This window comes from Marinobacter iranensis (genome assembly GCF_029207565.1).
GTDB classification, from domain to species: Bacteria; Pseudomonadota; Gammaproteobacteria; order Pseudomonadales; family Oleiphilaceae; genus Marinobacter; species Marinobacter iranensis.
In genome coordinates, this window is the sequence record NZ_JANCMW010000009.1 from 153,140 (window position 1) to 168,876 (window position 15,737).

Annotated in this window: 10 protein-coding genes and 2 riboswitches; of the genes, 8 read left to right on the plus strand and 2 right to left on the minus strand. The window is 58.2% G+C overall.

Annotation, left to right across the window (positions count from 1 at the left end):
- Nucleotides 1-17: 17 nt before the first annotated feature.
- The 6 genes from glmS to NLU14_RS14720 all read left to right on the plus strand — a co-directional run bounded on the left by glmS (nucleotide 18) and on the right by NLU14_RS14720 (nucleotide 9,357).
- Nucleotides 18-1,850 (plus strand): glutamine--fructose-6-phosphate transaminase (isomerizing), encoded by a 1,833-nt coding sequence (glmS, locus tag NLU14_RS14695; RefSeq protein WP_275707768.1) that lies wholly within the window; start codon nucleotides 18-20, stop codon nucleotides 1,848-1,850.
- Between the two features lie 101 nt (nucleotides 1,851-1,951).
- A riboswitch (glycine riboswitch) is annotated at nucleotides 1,952-2,050 on the plus strand.
- Nucleotides 2,051-2,225: 175 nt separating this feature from the next.
- Entirely contained in the window at nucleotides 2,226-3,470 is a 1,245-nt protein-coding gene (locus NLU14_RS14700) for a D-amino acid dehydrogenase (RefSeq protein WP_275707770.1), read from the plus strand.
- Nucleotides 3,471-3,505: 35 nt separating this feature from the next.
- Nucleotides 3,506-4,432 carry a helix-turn-helix transcriptional regulator gene (locus NLU14_RS14705; protein ID WP_275707772.1) on the plus strand — a complete coding sequence of 309 codons (927 nt, stop codon included), beginning with the start codon at nucleotides 3,506-3,508 and terminating at the stop codon, nucleotides 4,430-4,432.
- Nucleotides 4,433-4,543: 111 nt separating this feature from the next.
- A complete protein-coding gene (locus tag NLU14_RS14710) occupies nucleotides 4,544-6,646 on the plus strand; it encodes a TonB-dependent siderophore receptor (RefSeq protein WP_275707774.1) in 2,103 nt (700 codons plus the stop codon).
- A gap of 246 nt (nucleotides 6,647-6,892) precedes the next feature.
- Nucleotides 6,893-8,398, plus strand: a complete 1,506-nt coding sequence (gene nhaB / locus NLU14_RS14715; protein WP_275707776.1) for a sodium/proton antiporter NhaB — start codon at nucleotides 6,893-6,895, stop codon at nucleotides 8,396-8,398.
- A gap of 116 nt (nucleotides 8,399-8,514) precedes the next feature.
- Nucleotides 8,515-9,357: a substrate-binding periplasmic protein gene (locus tag NLU14_RS14720; protein ID WP_275707778.1), complete on the plus strand. Its 843-nt coding sequence runs from the start codon at nucleotides 8,515-8,517 to the stop codon at nucleotides 9,355-9,357.
- Here NLU14_RS14720 and NLU14_RS14725 read toward each other — a convergent pair.
- Together NLU14_RS14725 and NLU14_RS14730 are read right to left on the minus strand one after the other, a co-directional pair.
- The gene (locus tag NLU14_RS14725; protein ID WP_420845067.1) at nucleotides 9,354-10,067 is read right to left on the minus strand and encodes a DUF3047 domain-containing protein; all 714 of its coding nucleotides are present in this window, start codon (nucleotides 10,065-10,067) and stop codon (nucleotides 9,354-9,356) included. The genes NLU14_RS14720 and NLU14_RS14725 overlap by 4 nt on opposite strands.
- Before the next feature lie 35 nt (nucleotides 10,068-10,102).
- Nucleotides 10,103-11,236 (minus strand): ion channel, encoded by a 1,134-nt coding sequence (locus NLU14_RS14730; protein WP_275707780.1) that lies wholly within the window; start codon nucleotides 11,234-11,236, stop codon nucleotides 10,103-10,105.
- 39 nt (nucleotides 11,237-11,275) lie between these two features.
- Nucleotides 11,276-11,491, plus strand: a riboswitch (cobalamin riboswitch).
- 208 nt (nucleotides 11,492-11,699) lie between these two features.
- Between NLU14_RS14730 and NLU14_RS14735 the strand changes: the two genes are divergently transcribed.
- Nucleotides 11,700-14,465 carry a ribonucleoside-diphosphate reductase subunit alpha gene (locus NLU14_RS14735; RefSeq protein ID WP_275707782.1) on the plus strand — a complete coding sequence of 922 codons (2,766 nt, stop codon included), beginning with the start codon at nucleotides 11,700-11,702 and terminating at the stop codon, nucleotides 14,463-14,465.
- A 128-nt stretch (nucleotides 14,466-14,593) separates the two neighbouring features.
- Nucleotides 14,594-15,652 (plus strand): ribonucleotide-diphosphate reductase subunit beta, encoded by a 1,059-nt coding sequence (locus NLU14_RS14740; RefSeq protein WP_275707784.1) that lies wholly within the window; start codon nucleotides 14,594-14,596, stop codon nucleotides 15,650-15,652.
- The last annotated feature ends 85 nt before the right edge of the window (nucleotides 15,653-15,737 follow it).

The following is a 15,737-nucleotide window of genomic DNA, read 5'->3' on the forward strand; positions in this document are numbered from 1 at the left end:
GGACAGGTGACAGCAGCATGTGTGGGATTGTAGGTGCGGTATCAGAAAGGGATGTTCAGGGAATTCTTCTCGAAGGCCTGCGCCGTCTGGAGTACCGGGGTTACGACTCTGCCGGTATGGCTGTGATTGACGGCAAGCACGCCATCCACCGGGCGCGGGAAGTGGGCAAGGTGGCAGCCCTCACCGATGCCATCACCGGCAACGGGCTCGAAGGTGCGACCGGCATTGCCCACACCCGTTGGGCCACCCACGGCGAACCCTCCCAGATCAACGCACATCCGCACATGTCTGGCGAACGACTGGCCATTGTCCACAACGGCATCATCGAGAACTATCAGGAGTTGCGGGAAGAACTGAAAAAAGAAGGGTTTGAGTTCACCTCGCAGACCGACACCGAAGTGGTCGCACACCTGATCGAAAAACAGTTCCGCCTGAGCAACAACCTCTATAAAGCGGTCAGCAGTGCCATTGAGCGTTTGCGCGGTGCCTTTGCCCTGGCCGTAGTCCATGCCGACGAGCCGGATCACATGGTTGTCTGCCGTGAAGGTAGCCCTCTGGTGGTGGGTGTGGGTATCGGAGAGAATTTCATCGCGTCCGATCAGTTGGCATTGCTGCCAGTGACGGACCGTTTTATGTTCCTGGAAGAGGGCGATATTGCTGACATTCGCCGTGATCGCATCGAGGTCCATGACCGTGACAAGCAACCGGTGGAACGTGCGGTTACCCGTTTTGAACACAGCCAGGATGCGGCTGAAAAAGGCGAATATCGCCACTTCATGCTCAAGGAAATCCACGAGCAGCCCAGGGTCATCCGCGCCACCACCGAAGGCCGGGTCACCAACACCCGGGTGTTGGAACAGGCCCTCGGTACCCAGGCCGGCAACCTGCTGGAGAATGTGCGCCACGTCCAGATCATCGCCTGTGGCACCAGCTACCACGCTGGTATGGTAGCGCGTTACTGGATTGAGGACCTGGCAGGCGTGCCCTGTTCCGTGGAAGTGGCTTCCGAATTCCGTTACCGCAAGCACGTAATACAGCCCGACACCCTGTTCCTGTGCATCTCCCAGTCCGGTGAAACCGCCGACACACTGGCTGCCCTGCGCCAGGCCAAAAAAGCCGGCTTCCGCGCCGCCATGGCTATCTGCAACGTGCCCGGCAGTTCCCTGGTGCGGGAATCCGACCTGGTGATCATGACCCAGGCCGGCCCGGAAATTGGTGTGGCGTCCACCAAGGCGTTCACCACCCAGTTGACAGCCCTGCTGATCTTCACCCTGGCACTGGCCCGCCATAACGGGCTTGAAGAGTCGCGGGAAGCGGAGATTGTTGAAGCCATCCGTCTGATCCCCCGGCAGGTGGATCAGGTGCTGGCACTGGACGGAGAGATCGCCGAGCTCTCAAAGTCGTTCATGGATAAGAACCACAGCCTGTTCCTGGGCCGTGGCGCCATGTTCCCGGTGGCCCTCGAGGGTGCACTGAAGCTCAAGGAAATATCCTACATCCACGCCGAAGCCTACCCCGCCGGTGAGCTCAAGCATGGCCCGCTGGCCCTGGTGGATGGGGAAATGCCGGTAGTCACGGTGGCCCCCAACAACGAGCTACTGGAGAAGCTGAAGTCCAACCTGGAGGAAGTCCGTGCCAGAGGCGGCGAGCTGTTTGTGTTTGCCGACCAGGCAGCGGATGTTAAGGCCCAGGAAGGTATCCACCTGATGCAGCTGCCGTCCGTACATCCGATAACCTCCCCGATCGTCTACACCGTGCCGTTGCAGTTACTGTCTTACCATGTGGCAGTGCTCAAAGGCACCGATGTGGATCAGCCGCGGAATCTGGCGAAGAGTGTTACCGTCGAGTAGCTTGAGACAAACACGAGGACCTTGTGTCTGAGTATGGTAAAGTTTTTAGGAATCGCGTTATTTGCTATGGTCCGAATTAGACAGGTATTCATAGCAAAATAGACGTGTCAGCGGGAGAGACCGAGTCGCAGAACCTTGCGATCGGCGCCGAAGGAGCAACTGCCCCGGAAACTCTCAGGCAAAAGGACCGCTGACATGAAGACTTTCCGAAGAGCTGTCGACGATTGCGTCCGTTGGCACACCGAAGGAGCAAGCGGCCGGTTTCTTTGAAACGGCGCGTGAATCTCTCAGGTCCAGTGACGGAAGGGGTGCTTTCTACCGCTGTGTAGATGTGCTGTGGAGAAAGGAAACCCTGGACGCCCCCTGGAGATGGCTATGAAGCGAATTGCAGTTATTGGCGGTGGTGTCACTGGTATCACCACTGCGTACACCCTGGCCAAGCGGGGCCTGGACGTCACCGTTTATGAGAAGCACCGTTATGCGGCGATGGAAACCTCCTTCGCCAATGGCGGGCAGCTGTCGGCCTCCAACGCTGAGGTCTGGAACAACTGGCAGACCATCATCAAGGGCCTTAAGTGGATGTCCCACAGAGATGCGCCGCTGCTGGTCAACCCCAAGCCCTCCTGGCATAAGCTGAGCTGGTTTGTCGAATTTATTGCCGCCATTCCCCAGTACGAAAAAAACACCACCGAAACCGCCCGCCTCGCGATTGCTGCCCGCGATTATCTGTTTGCCTGGGCGCAGGAGGAAGGGATCGACTTCGACCTGAAGAAGCAGGGCATCCTCCATATCTACCGCGACAAAGCCGGTTTCGACCATGCTGCCAACGTTTCCAGGCTGCTGGCTGCCGGAGGCCTTGAGCGCCGGCCGGTCACCCCCGAGGAAATGCGCTCTATAGAACCCACGTTGGCAGGCAGCTATTACGGAGGCTTCTACACCGAAAGCGACTCAACCGGAGACATCCACAAGTTCACCAACGGCCTGGCGGATGCCATCCTGCGTCTCGGCGTCAAAACCTGCTATGAACACTCGGTGACCGAACTGAGTGCGGACCAGTCCCATGCCTGGGTCACCTCGTTTGATGGTGAAGAGCAAACCCGTGACACCTTCGACGGTGTGGTGATCTGCGCCGGTGTCGGTAGCCGAGCGCTGGCTGCGAAACTGGGTGACCGCGTCAACATTTACCCGGTCAAAGGGTATTCCATTACCGTTGAGCTGGACGACCAGGCGTCTCAAGAGGCGGCGCCGACCGTCAGTCTGCTGGACGATGCCACCAAGATCGTGACCAGCCGGCTGGGTGATGACCGCTTCCGTGTTGCGGGTACGGCGGAATTCAGCGGCTATAACCGCGATATCCGGGATGACCGTATTCAGCCGCTCACCCGCTGGGTGGAGCAATGTTTCCCCAGCGTCTGTACCCGGCGGGTTGTGCCCTGGGCAGGGCTGCGCCCCATGCTGCCCAACATGATGCCGCGAGTCGGGCCGGGTCGTCTGCCCACGGTGTTCTATAACACCGGGCATGGTCATCTGGGCTGGACCCTGTCGGCGATCACGGCCGAGATGCTGGCGGAAGCCGTTGAGACGTCGTCGTCAGGCACCACAGTGAGTGCTGCCGGCTAGTGTTTGGTGATCCTGCCGAATCAGCGTCATTCGGCATGCAGGATTTCCTGGCGTTTGGCCGCGAGTACGGGATCAACTACCGCTTTCCCGGCATCGATCATCCCGAAGCCCTTGCTGGCGACCTCACCATCGCCCGGGGGCGGATCAATGAAACCCCCTTGCCCTCCGGATTTCGTTTCACCTATTCCGACCTCACGATCTTGCACAGCTACGAATCCGTATCACTGGGCCATGCGCCCCTGTTGATGGTGATCGTACTTGAGGGGCAGGTTCGGCTATCGGTCGGCGCCGTTCAGCGTGAATTGCGCAGCGGTATGGCCGCCAGCCTGCAACTGCGGCCCGAGTACGCCCTTGAAGCCTATCAAGCTGCTGGCCAGCGATTAAAAACCGTCGTCCTGGCTTTCGACCCCGGGGGACAGATTCCCGCGCAGATCGAACAGGGCTCCCTGCGGACATTGCTCAGGGGCGTCCACGATCCAGTGGTTCTATGGGAGGTGCCGCCATTCCTGATGGCCATGCTGGACCAATCTCCCGGTGTCACTTTACCAGCGCTCCAGAGAATCCTTGTACTTGAAGGCCTGGCAATGCAGCTAACGGGGTTTGGTTTGCCGGAGCAGGTGCACCCGACCGGGCGAAAAAGCCGTACTTCGTCCCAGCAGCATCAACGCCTGGAAGCCGTTCGCCAGTTGCTGGAATTCGCCCCAACGGAAGATTACTCCCTGGCGGACCTTGCCCGCCGGGCCGCGATGAGCCCCAGCAGTTTGCGCAGCAAATTCCGCGCAACCTACGGGTTGTCGGTGTTCGGCTACTTACGCAAGTGCCGGCTGAACCTGGCCTGGCATTACCTGGAGCAGGGCTACTCCGTGCAGCAGGCGGCCCACCGGTCGGGCTACCGGCATGCCACCAACTTTGCGACCGCGTTTCGGCGCCAGTTCGGCGTTTCCCCAAAAAGCGTGGATTGAACAACAGAGTTTGTCGTTATTCATACAAAACCTGTCATTCGGCATATTTATTCCTGGATCTAAAAGCGAATAATTCGCATTAAATTATCGTTAGATCCAAGTGAGGTTTTCATGTCCCGATACACCCGTTTGTCTTTTGCCGTCGCCGTGGCCCTTGCCGGTGTCACAGGTACGCCGATGACTGCAGCCCAGGGACAGGGCGAGCCGGAAATGCTGGACGCGTTGACCGTGACAGCAACCCGCAGCGCTACGAAAACCGATACCCCTGTCATTGAAACCCCGCAATCGGTCTCTGTGATTGATCGGGAGGAGTGGGAAGAAAAAGGCGCCCGCAGTGTTCAGCGTGCTGCCAACTACACCCCGGGCGTGGGCACCAACCAGGTGGGCTCCTCCAGTCGTTACGACTACATGATCCTCCGTGGGTTTTCCGATGGCAGTATCAATAACACCTATCTGGACGGCCTGCGGGTAATGAACGACGGTGGCTCCTACAGCTCCTTTGCCATTGATCCCTGGTTCCTTGAGCGCATCGAGATTGTGAAAGGCCCGACGTCAGTGCTTTATGGCCAGGGCTCACCCGGGGGCATCGTCGCACTGACCAGCAAGCGGCCGGAATTCCGCGACCAGGGCGAGATCCGGGTCAGCCTGGGCAACAATGCCCAGCGCAGCTTTGCCTTTGACATCACCGGGCCGGTGGGTGAGGAGCAACGGGTGGCCTACCGACTGACCGGCATCGCCTCAGCCGCCGACGCGCAACAGGACCACGTGGAACTGGATCGCCGCGCCATCGCCCCTTCGCTGACCTGGGACATGACCGACAACACCAGCCTCACCTTGCTGGCCTACCTTCAGCGCGACCCGGAAGGCGGCTACCACAGCGGTCTGCCCTACGAGGGCACGGTGGAGTCCCGCAACGGCCAGAAAATCGATAATACTTTCTTCGAGGGCGAGCCGGACTATGACCTGTTCCGGCGCGACATGACCATGGTGGGCTACGACCTGGAGCACCGCATCAACAACAACTGGTCCGCCCTGCAGAAGGCCCGCTACCTGGATTCGGACGTTGAGTTGAAGCAGGTCTACGCCTATGGTTGGGCCACGGACACTGAACTCCTTCGTTACTACTCCGGCGGCGATGAGGACCTGCAGGCGGTCACCATCGATAACCAGATCCAGGGCGAGCTGACCACCGGCGTGGTGGACCATACCGTATTGGTGGGTGTGGACTATCAGCAGCGTGAGAATGATGTGGTCTGGCCATCAGGTGCTTTCCCGAACATTGATGCTTTCGACCCGCAGTATGGAGCCGAACCCTCCGCCCTATACCCTCCAGAACGCAACCTCCGTAAGCAGAAACAGACCGGGGTTTACCTTCAGGACCAGTTGGCTGCCGGCGGCTGGCGCCTGACTCTGGGTGGTCGTCATGACTGGGTGGAAATCGAGAATACCAACCGTGATAACGGTTCAGTCGTGGAACTGGACGAGACCCAGTTCAGTGGTCGTACCGGCCTGCTCTACCTGTTCGATAACGGCATTGCACCTTACGTGTCCTACTCCACGTCGTTTTCTCCCAGCGCTTATACCGATCAGAACGGTGACCTTCTGGAGCCCAGCGAAGGCAAGCAGATTGAAACCGGGCTGAGATACCAACCGGTGGGAACCCGTGATCTTTATACGCTCTCGCTGTTCCGCATCAACCAGGAAAACCTGGCCACCAAGCTGCCGCAGGAAAACTTCTATCGCGGCATTGGTGAAATCGAGTCACAGGGCGTGGAACTGGAGGCCAAGGCACAGCTCACCGAGAACCTGAACGTCCAGGCCGGGTACGCCTACACCGACGTCACCTTTGAGAAGTCGGAGGCCTATCGGGAGGGCAAGAGTGCCAGCCAGGTGCCGGAACACCAACTGACCCTGTGGACGGGCTATCGATTCTCTCGGGGAGCGCTTGATGGCGCCAACGCCGGGTTGGGTGTGCGTCATATCGCCGATATCTACGCCGATGACGCCAACACCAAAAAGGTACCGGATTACACCCTGGTGGATCTGGCCCTGGGCTATGACCTCGGTAAGCTCGGCCTGGAGGGCGTTTCCACCCGGCTTAACGTGAACAACCTGCTGGACAAGGAATACGTGGCGTCGTGCTACAACAGCCTGGAGTTCTGCTACTTTGGCGCGGAGCGGAACGTGACGGCGTCTGTGTCGTATCGGTTCTGAGTTGCTGTCTCACGACCGGGTATTGAAAGCCTGACTACTGAAAATAGAGTCGATTCCGGCTCTGTTTTTAAGTAATATTACGAAACTCTTTTGGAGTGGTCGTCCGGCCACTCTTCCTTGTCGTGTAGGACCAAATAGGCACTCACCCGGTACCTTTGGGGGATTACCGAGTACATAAATATCAAGGAAGATGCGGGCCTTCTGCCACACAATACCAACTAACCGTTTACTCAGAAGACTCCTGCAATGCCCGCTACCGTGCTCTCCGGCTTTACCCACAATTTCCTGGGTAACGCACCCACCTGGTACAAACAGGTCATTATTCTTTTCCTGATTGCCAACCCGCTGATTGTCTGGACCCTGGGGCCTGCCGTGGCGGGCTGGGTACTGGTGGGAGAATTTATCTTCACCCTGGCCATGGCGCTGAAGTGCTATCCATTGCTGCCGGGTGGGCTACTGGCCATAGAAGCCCTGCTGATCGGTATGACCACCCCGGATGCGGTGTATCACGAAGTGCTGGTGAACTTCCCGGTGATCCTGCTGCTGATGTTCATGGTAGCCGGCATTTACTTCATGAAAGAGCTGCTGCTGGTAACCTTCACCCAGATCCTTGTGGGCGTGCGTTCCAAATCCGCGCTGTCACTGCTGTTCTGCGCAGCGGCAGCCCTGCTATCCGCCTTTCTGGATGCGCTGACCGTAACCGCCGTTATTATCAGCGTTGCCGTAGGCTTTTATTCGGTGTATCACAAGGTGGCGTCCGGAAAGGGGTATCACCATGCCGATCACAATGCCAACAGTGATGAACAGGTGATCGAACTGCACCGGGAGGATCTGGACAAGTTTCGGGCATTCCTGCGCAGCCTGTTGATGCACGGTGCTATCGGTACCGCCCTGGGCGGGGTAGCGACCATGGTGGGGGAGCCCCAGAACCTGCTGATTGCCAAGGTAGTGGGCTGGGATTTTGCCAGTTTCTTCCTGCATATGGCGCCGGTAAGCCTGCCGGTGCTTGCGGCCGGCCTGACCACCTGCTGGCTGCTGGAGAAGCTGCGCTGGTTTGGTTACGGCGCCCGCCTGCCGAAACCAGTGCGCCAGGTGCTGGAAGAGTTCGCCGACAACGAACGCATAAAGCGTACAAAAGCTGACCAGGCGGCCCTGTGGGTGCAGGCGATGGCGGCACTGGTTCTGGTCATCGGCCTGGCATTTCACCTGGCGGAGGTAGGGCTGATTGGCCTGCTGGTGATCATCCTCATCACTGCATTTACCGGCATTACCGACGAACACCAGATAGGTAAGGCCTTTCAGGAATCCCTGCCGTTCACCTCACTGCTGGTGGTGTTCTTCGCCATTGTTGCAGTGATTCACGAGCAACACCTGTTCAAGCCGATTATCGAATTCGTACTCAGCCTGCCTCAGGACCAGCAACCGGGTATGTTCTTTATCGCCAATGGGCTGCTGTCGATGATCAGCGATAATGTGTTCGTGGCTACGGTGTACATCAGCGAAATCAAACAGGCCCTGGATGCAGGCAGTATCGACTACGAACATTTCCAGGAACTGGCTATCGCCATCAATACCGGCACCAACCTGCCCAGCGTAGCCACACCGAATGGCCAGGCGGCATTCCTGTTCCTGCTGACGTCGGCCATCGCTCCCCTGGTGCGCTTGTCCTACGGGCGAATGGTGATTATGGCGTTTCCGTACACCATTGTTATGGGTTCGGTTGGCCTGTTCTGCGTTATTAATCTGGTGTAAAACCAAACCGTGTAGACGTATGCGCTACCGGTAATTGTTGCCCGGCATTCAGTGCAATCCCGTGCAGGTCTGTTACTCTTTTCAGAAACTTGTAAAGACAATGGCCTCCGGCAACGATGACAATAACAGCCAGAATTCCGACCAGACGTCACGGCAACTTCCCTCTTTTCGAGCGGTTTCCCAATGCCCGTCGCGTGTTCCTGACCTTGCTCATTAGTCTTTGCCTGGCCGCTTCCACCCAGGCCCAGGACGTTCGCGATACTCTCACGGTAGGCTATGTGGATGTGCCGCCACTGGCATTCCAGGGTGACGATGGCCGTGCCGAGGGCGTATTTATCGAGCTGACCCGCCGTGTGGCGGAAGAGGCGGGGTATGACCTGGATTTCCAGTACCTGCCGGTAAGCCGCGCCTACTTCTATCTGCGCACGGGCGGTATCGACATCTGGCCCGGTGTCACCGGAGTACCGGCGCTTGAGAACGAAGTGCTGGAAAGCTTTGTCAGCCCATTGCCGTTCCAGCTCAGTGCCTGGGGCATGGAAGATGTGCCCTCGATTTCGCACTTCAGCGACCTGAACAATAAAACCCTGATTCTGATTTCCGGTTATACCTACGGTGGCCTGGCTGCCCGCCTGGAATCCACGCCCGGTATCACGGTAACCGAGGCCCCCAATCACGAGGCAGCGGTGGCGATGCTAAAACGCGGGCGGGGCGATTACCTGCTGGACTACCAGGATCCCGTGAGAGCTGTCCTGAAAGAATTTCCGGTACGTGGCATTCGTGAGTATCCCGTACGTACCCGTAACGCTGCCTGGATATTCTCTCTTGCCAACCCGAAAAGCAGCCAGTTACGTGATGAATTTGATGACGCCTACCTTCGTCTTGCCGCTCGGGGTGAGGTCCCGGAGCCCCGAACGCTGAGCAAGGGGTTTTTGCTACCCGGACTACCAGAGCTGCCTTAGGGCCTGATCAGGCTGACATCACCGTACCAGGCCGTTGCGGACTCTCCGGTATTGTCTGAATCAGACATGATCGCCACGCCTACCAGTCTTGGTGGTGTTTGGCCAAAGGCCTCGCGGTAGTCTGCGACAATGTCCCGCTCCACGGTAACCCATTCGCCGGTGTTCTCTGCCCCGGAATTCGCGGCCACCATCATTGTGGTATCGGTAAAGGGGTTGGCGACGATTTCTCCAACCGGCAAACGATTGGCCCAGATGTAGTTCAGGGCGTTGCCCGGCAGCTCCTCCCCAAACACCATTTCCACTGCCTTGCGCTTGGCACGTTCGAAAAAACCGGCGCCCTCGGGCTCGAACTCGAACGCCACGTATACACGGGCCGGGTAGTCATCGCCTTCTTTTCTTCGTGCATTTCCCTGCTCAAATACATTCGACACCTTCCAGCGCCAGCGCAGAATCAGTGAATCCCCGGGTTCCACAGAAACCCGTGCAATCAGTCCGGATGCGCTGTTGTGGGTGGTTGCCTCAACAACCTGTTTACCGTTCTCGGTTATCAGCTGATAGCGGCTGTGGCGTTCGATATCCGGAAATATCAGTGGCTCCCAGCCTTCGTTGAGCGACGACATGGTCGAAAAAGGCTGGATGGTTGCAGACGGCTCGGCGACGGATGCGAATGAAACCAGCATCAGAACAGTTAGCAATAGGGGTCGCATCATCGATGTCCCTCGTCGTGCCTACGTCTGGCATGTTGTCAATCGGAAATCAGTTTTTCCCACTCGGAGGCATGAATGCGCCGATTAGCAATGTAGTAAATCCTCGCGCCGGCCTGGATCGGGAAATCAACAGTGGGGTTGATCTCGATAGTCTTGGCCGCCCGCGGCAGCACGCCGATGATCAGTGCGTCGAAATGCGCTTTGAAAGGCCGTAGCAGATCGCCCACGGTATGGTCGGTAGTGTTTTCGGGCACTGTCAGAGAAAACTGGGTCATACCACCGGCTACGCTTAACAAATCATGGTGCAAGGTGCTGGAGCCGGGATCGGCTGCGGATTTTGCAAGCATCTCTACTGCAACTGACGGTGTGCACTCAACGGTTGGGCAATGATGTGTCAGCAGCTGGCTCAGCCGTTCATTGTTGAAGTAAGCGATCATATGCGCCTTGGGGTTCAACTGGTAGCAGAGCAGCGAACAGGTGAGTGTAATGTCGTCTTCCGGTGTGTCGACAATGATACAGCTGGCGCGTGCCAGGCCGGTTCGATTCAGTTCCAGCTCGTCGGTGTACTGTTTCAGCCTGACAAAGTGAACTTTCTCCGGCATCGGGTTTTCTTCGGGGCTGTCGCCCGCCATAACGATGGTCCTGCCTGACTTGCTGAGGGATTCCTCTTTCAGCAGAAGTTCCAGCAGGTGCAAAGTGCGGGTATCGTTCCATCCGATAACCACGATGTGGCCGGTCAGTGTCTGGAAATCCTTCAAACCTTTCACTCCTTTCTGCCAGTGATGCACCGCAAACGCGCCCACGCGACCAATGGTGATCGCAAACAGGCTAAGACCTGCTGGAACGATAAAACCGGCAGTCCACGCGCGTCCGGCTGTGGTTGATGGCGAAAAGTCGCCGTAGCCAACGGTGGACGCAGTGACCACCAGCCAGTAGAAAAACCGTTCTGGCTGAATCAACGCGGTTTCGCCGGCCAACATAAGCCCGATCCAGGACAGAATGGTATAACACAGGAGCATCGCCATCAGGTTGTAGCCCGAAAGTTCGGTCAGATAGCCGGCGAACAGCTTGCGCAGTTTTTGGATGATCGGCATCTGGCAATGAGGCTCCGGTAAAACAGGACTCTGTACTTCGCCCGAAACAGCCAAACGTGTCAAGGTAACGACGGGCACCGAACACTGGGTTGTTCCATCAGGAGTTTAAGAATATAGTGTCAAGATCCTTGGTTATACACTAGATGTTGTGTTTATCTTATCCACAACGCTTGGTGTAGGGAATCCGGTGAGACTCCGGAACTGACGCGCAGCGGTATTGGGGAACAAGCGTGGCATAAAGACACTGGCTAACGCCGGGAAGTCGTCACGTAAGGCCGAACCACACGGTTCACGCCCCTGAGTCCGAAGACCTGCCAGGGAAACAACTGCACCTTCGCGTATAAGGTGAGCAGATCGGAATGACACCACCCGTAGGTCGGATTAGGCAAAGCCGTAATCCGACAACCTGGTAAACGTTGGCTTCATTGTCGGATTACACTTTGCTAATCCGACCTACGGTGCCGCGTGAAGCACGGTGATGCCCCCGATTCTCTGCCTGCGCGAAGGACATGGAAAACCACGCGTATTCAGGAGAACCGATATGTCCACCGCCACCCTGGCCGAGCCCGGCCAATCTGCCACATCCAATACCGCTTCCCTGCAGGTGATTAAACGCAACGGCACTCTCGTTGGCTTTGACCCCGCCAAGATCAGTGTTGCGGTGACCAAGGCTTTTCTTGCCGTGGAAGGTGACGAAGCCGCCGGCTCTGCCCGTATTCATGACTCGGTCGAGCGGGTTACCCATCAGGTCATACAGGCCATCAGCCGCCGCCTGAAGGCCGGCGGCAAGGTGCACATTGAAGACATTCAGGACCAGGTGGAACTGGCGTTGATGCGGGCGGAGGAACAGAAGGTGGCCCGTGCCTACGTCCTCTACCGGGAAGCCCACGCCCAGGAGCGCGCCAGCCTGGCGCCGGTGGAAGCGCACCCCACGCTGACGGTAAAGAAAGCCAACGGGGAAGTGGCACCGCTGGACCTGGGACTGATGAAATTCCAGGTGGAGCATGCCAGCCAGGGGCTGGAGGGTATTAACGGTGAATCCCTGGTGGAAGGGGCGCTGCGGAATCTGTACGACGGTATCGCCGAGGAAGAAGTCCTCTCTGCCCTGATCATGACCGCACGCGGTCGCATAGAACAAGAGCCGGACTATAGTGCGGTAACCGCACGCTTGCTGCTGGAGCAATTGCGGCTGGAAACGGCTACCGCCCTGGAACTGCCCCTCAGCCTGCCGTTGACGGAAATTTATCCCCAGACGCTGAGTGCCTTCATACACCAGGGTATCCGCTACGACCTGCTGGACGAGGCCATGGCGGCTTTTGACCTGGAGCGGCTGGGTGCTGCCCTCAAGCCGGAGCGGGACTACCAGTTTGGTTTCCTGGGCCTGCAGACCCTCTACGACCGCTATTTCGTGAACTGGAAAGGCGACCGCCTGGAGTTGCCCCAGGTGTTCTTCATGCGTGTGGCCATGGGCCTTGCCCTGAAGGAGGACGACCCCAACGCCCGCGCCATCGAATTCTATGACCTCTTGTCGTCCTTCGACTACATGGCTTCCACGCCAACTTTGTTTAACAGTGGCACACAGCATTCCCAGCTTTCCTCCTGCTATCTCACCACCGTGCAGGACGACCTGGAAGGGATCTATGGCGCCATCCGCGACAATGCCATGCTCTCAAAATGGGCCGGCGGCCTGGGCAACGACTGGACACCGGTGCGGGCGCTGGGCTCCCACATCAAGGGCACCAACGGCAGCAGCCAGGGCGTGGTGCCATTCCTGAAAGTGGTCAATGATACCGCTGTGGCGGTGAACCAGGGCGGCAAGCGCAAAGGCGCTGTCTGCGCCTACCTGGAAAGCTGGCACCTGGATATCGAGGAATTTCTCGAACTGCGCAAGAACACCGGGGATGAACGCCGCCGCACCCACGACATGAATACCGCCAACTGGGTGCCGGACCTGCTGATCGAACGCATGCGGGAGGACAAGGACTGGACCCTGTTCTCCCCCAATGAAGTGCCCGACCTGCACGACCTCTACGGCAACGCTTTCCGTGAGCGCTATGAGCATTACGAAGCGTTGGCGGAGCAGGGAAAAATCAAGCTGTCCAAGAAAATCGCCGCCAAACAACTCTGGCGCAAGATGCTCACCGTGCTGTTCGAGACCGGCCACCCCTGGATCACCTTCAAGGACCCCTGCAACCTGCGCTCGCCACAGCAGCACCGGGGTGTGGTGCACAGCTCGAATCTATGCACCGAAATCACCCTGAACACCAGCGCCGATGAAATCGCCGTGTGCAACCTGGGCTCCATCAACCTGGCGGCCCATATCCGCGATGGCGAACTGGATGTGAAGCGCCTGGAGCGTACGGTGAACACGGCGGTACGCATGCTCGATAACGTTGTCGACATTAACTACTATGCCGTGCCCCAGGCAAAGAACTCCAACTTCAAGCACCGCCCGGTGGGGTTGGGCCTGATGGGGTTCCAGGATGCGCTATACCAGCTCAACCTGCCCTATACCAGCCCGGAAGCGGTGGAATTCGCTGACCTGGCCATGGAGCGGATCAGTTATTTCGCCATTCGTGCCTCCGCCACACTGGCTGGTGAACGCGGCGCCTACGACAGCTACGAAGGCTCGTTGTGGCAACAGGGGATCCTGCCCATCGACTCCGTCAATCTGTTGAAGGAAAACCGCCGGGACGGGGACCTGAACCTCAACACCAACAGCCGCCTGGACTGGACCCCGGTGCGTGAGCTGGTCGCGAAGAACGGCATGCGCAACAGCAATGTCATGGCCATCGCGCCCACGGCGACCATCTCCAACATCGTGGGCGTGTCCCAGTCCATCGAACCGGCGTACCAGAACCTGTTTGTGAAATCGAACCTCTCCGGTGAGTTCACCGTGGTCAATCCCTCACTGGTCCGCGACCTCAAGGCCGAAGGCCTGTGGGACAACGTCATGGTCAATGACCTGAAATACTTCGACGGCAGCGTGCAGCAGATCGACCGCATTCCGAATGAGCTGAAAGCCCGCTACGCCACTGCGTTTGAAATTGATCCGCGATGGCTGGTGGAAGCCGCCGCAAGGCGCCAGAAATGGCTGGACCAGGCCCAGAGCCTGAACCTCTATATGGCTGAACCCAGCGGCAAGAAGCTGGACGCCCTATACCAACTGGCCTGGGAACGGGGCCTGAAAACCACCTACTACCTGCGTTCCCTGGGTGCTACCGGTGCCGAGAAAACCGCCACGGTGACGGCGCCGCAGCCCCAGGTATGCAGTATCGACGAGCCGGATTGCGAGGCCTGCCAATAAGCCGAAGGCCGCACCCCGTAGGTCGGATTAGCAAAGCGTAATCCGACAACCGAGCCAGCGTTCACCAACAAATGTCGGATTACGCTTCGCTAATCCGACCTACGAAGACCAAGATTCAGAGGTAAAACATGCTCAACTGGGACGACGAACCAACTACCCAAACCAGACCGGCCGCCCCCGAAGGCCCGGCCCCGGTCAACGTCGACGACAAGCGAGTCATTAACGGCGAAACCGACATCAACCAGCTGGCCCCGTTCAAGTATCCCTGGGCCTGGGAATACTTCATGAACGCCAACAAGAACCACTGGACGCCGCTGGACGTCAACATGGCCCAGGATGTTCACGACTATCACCATCGCCTGTCGGCACCGGAGAAGCATGTATACGAAAACGTGCTGGCGTATCTCACCACCTCCGACATCCTGGCCATGCGCAACATCGGCCTGGCGGTAATGGAGAAAATGAGCGCCCCGGAACTGCAGATCTACCAGGCCCGGCAGGTGTACGAGGAAGCCATGCACACCTGGGCCTACCAGCACTGCATCGAAACCCTCAACCTGGACCAGAGTGAGATCTATAACCGCTACCGGGTGGTGCCCGCCATCAACGGCAAGATCCAGATGGCCAACCGCCGGCTGGACGCGGCCATGCGCTCTGACCTGAATCTGCGCAACAAGGACGACCTGCAGGAATTCATCATGTCCTACCTGTTCTTTGCGGCGGTGTTCGAGGGCGCCTGGTTCTACAACGGCTTCAGCCCCATCTTCGCCCTGCAGCGCCGCGGCCTGATGCGCGGCACCGGCGAACAGCTGCAGTACATCCTGCGGGACGAAGCCATGCACTTCTCCTTTGGCCTGAAAGTGGTGAACCAGATCCTGGAGGAGGAAAACATCACCCTCGACCCCAAAGCCGTGCGCGACATGTGGGACGAATCCGAGGCTGCTGAAACCGCCTACGCCAACTACATCCTGCGGGACCCGATCCTCGGCTACTCCGCCGAGTATCACAGCGAGCAGTTTCGCTTTGTGGCGAACCGCCGCGCCAGAACCGTGGGCCTGGAAGAGCCATTCCCGGGCGCAAAGAATGTCTCGCCCTGGCTGGACGAGCAGGCCACCATGCGCAAGGAGAAGAACTTTTTTGAAACGCGGGTGATTGAGTACCAGACTGGGGCGCAACTGGAATGGTAGAAGGCTTTCAGGCTGGTATTTGGTACACTCGCCATAGAAACCAGCAAACCCAAAGTCTACGGCTGGCGCCAGAAAGATCCCGAGG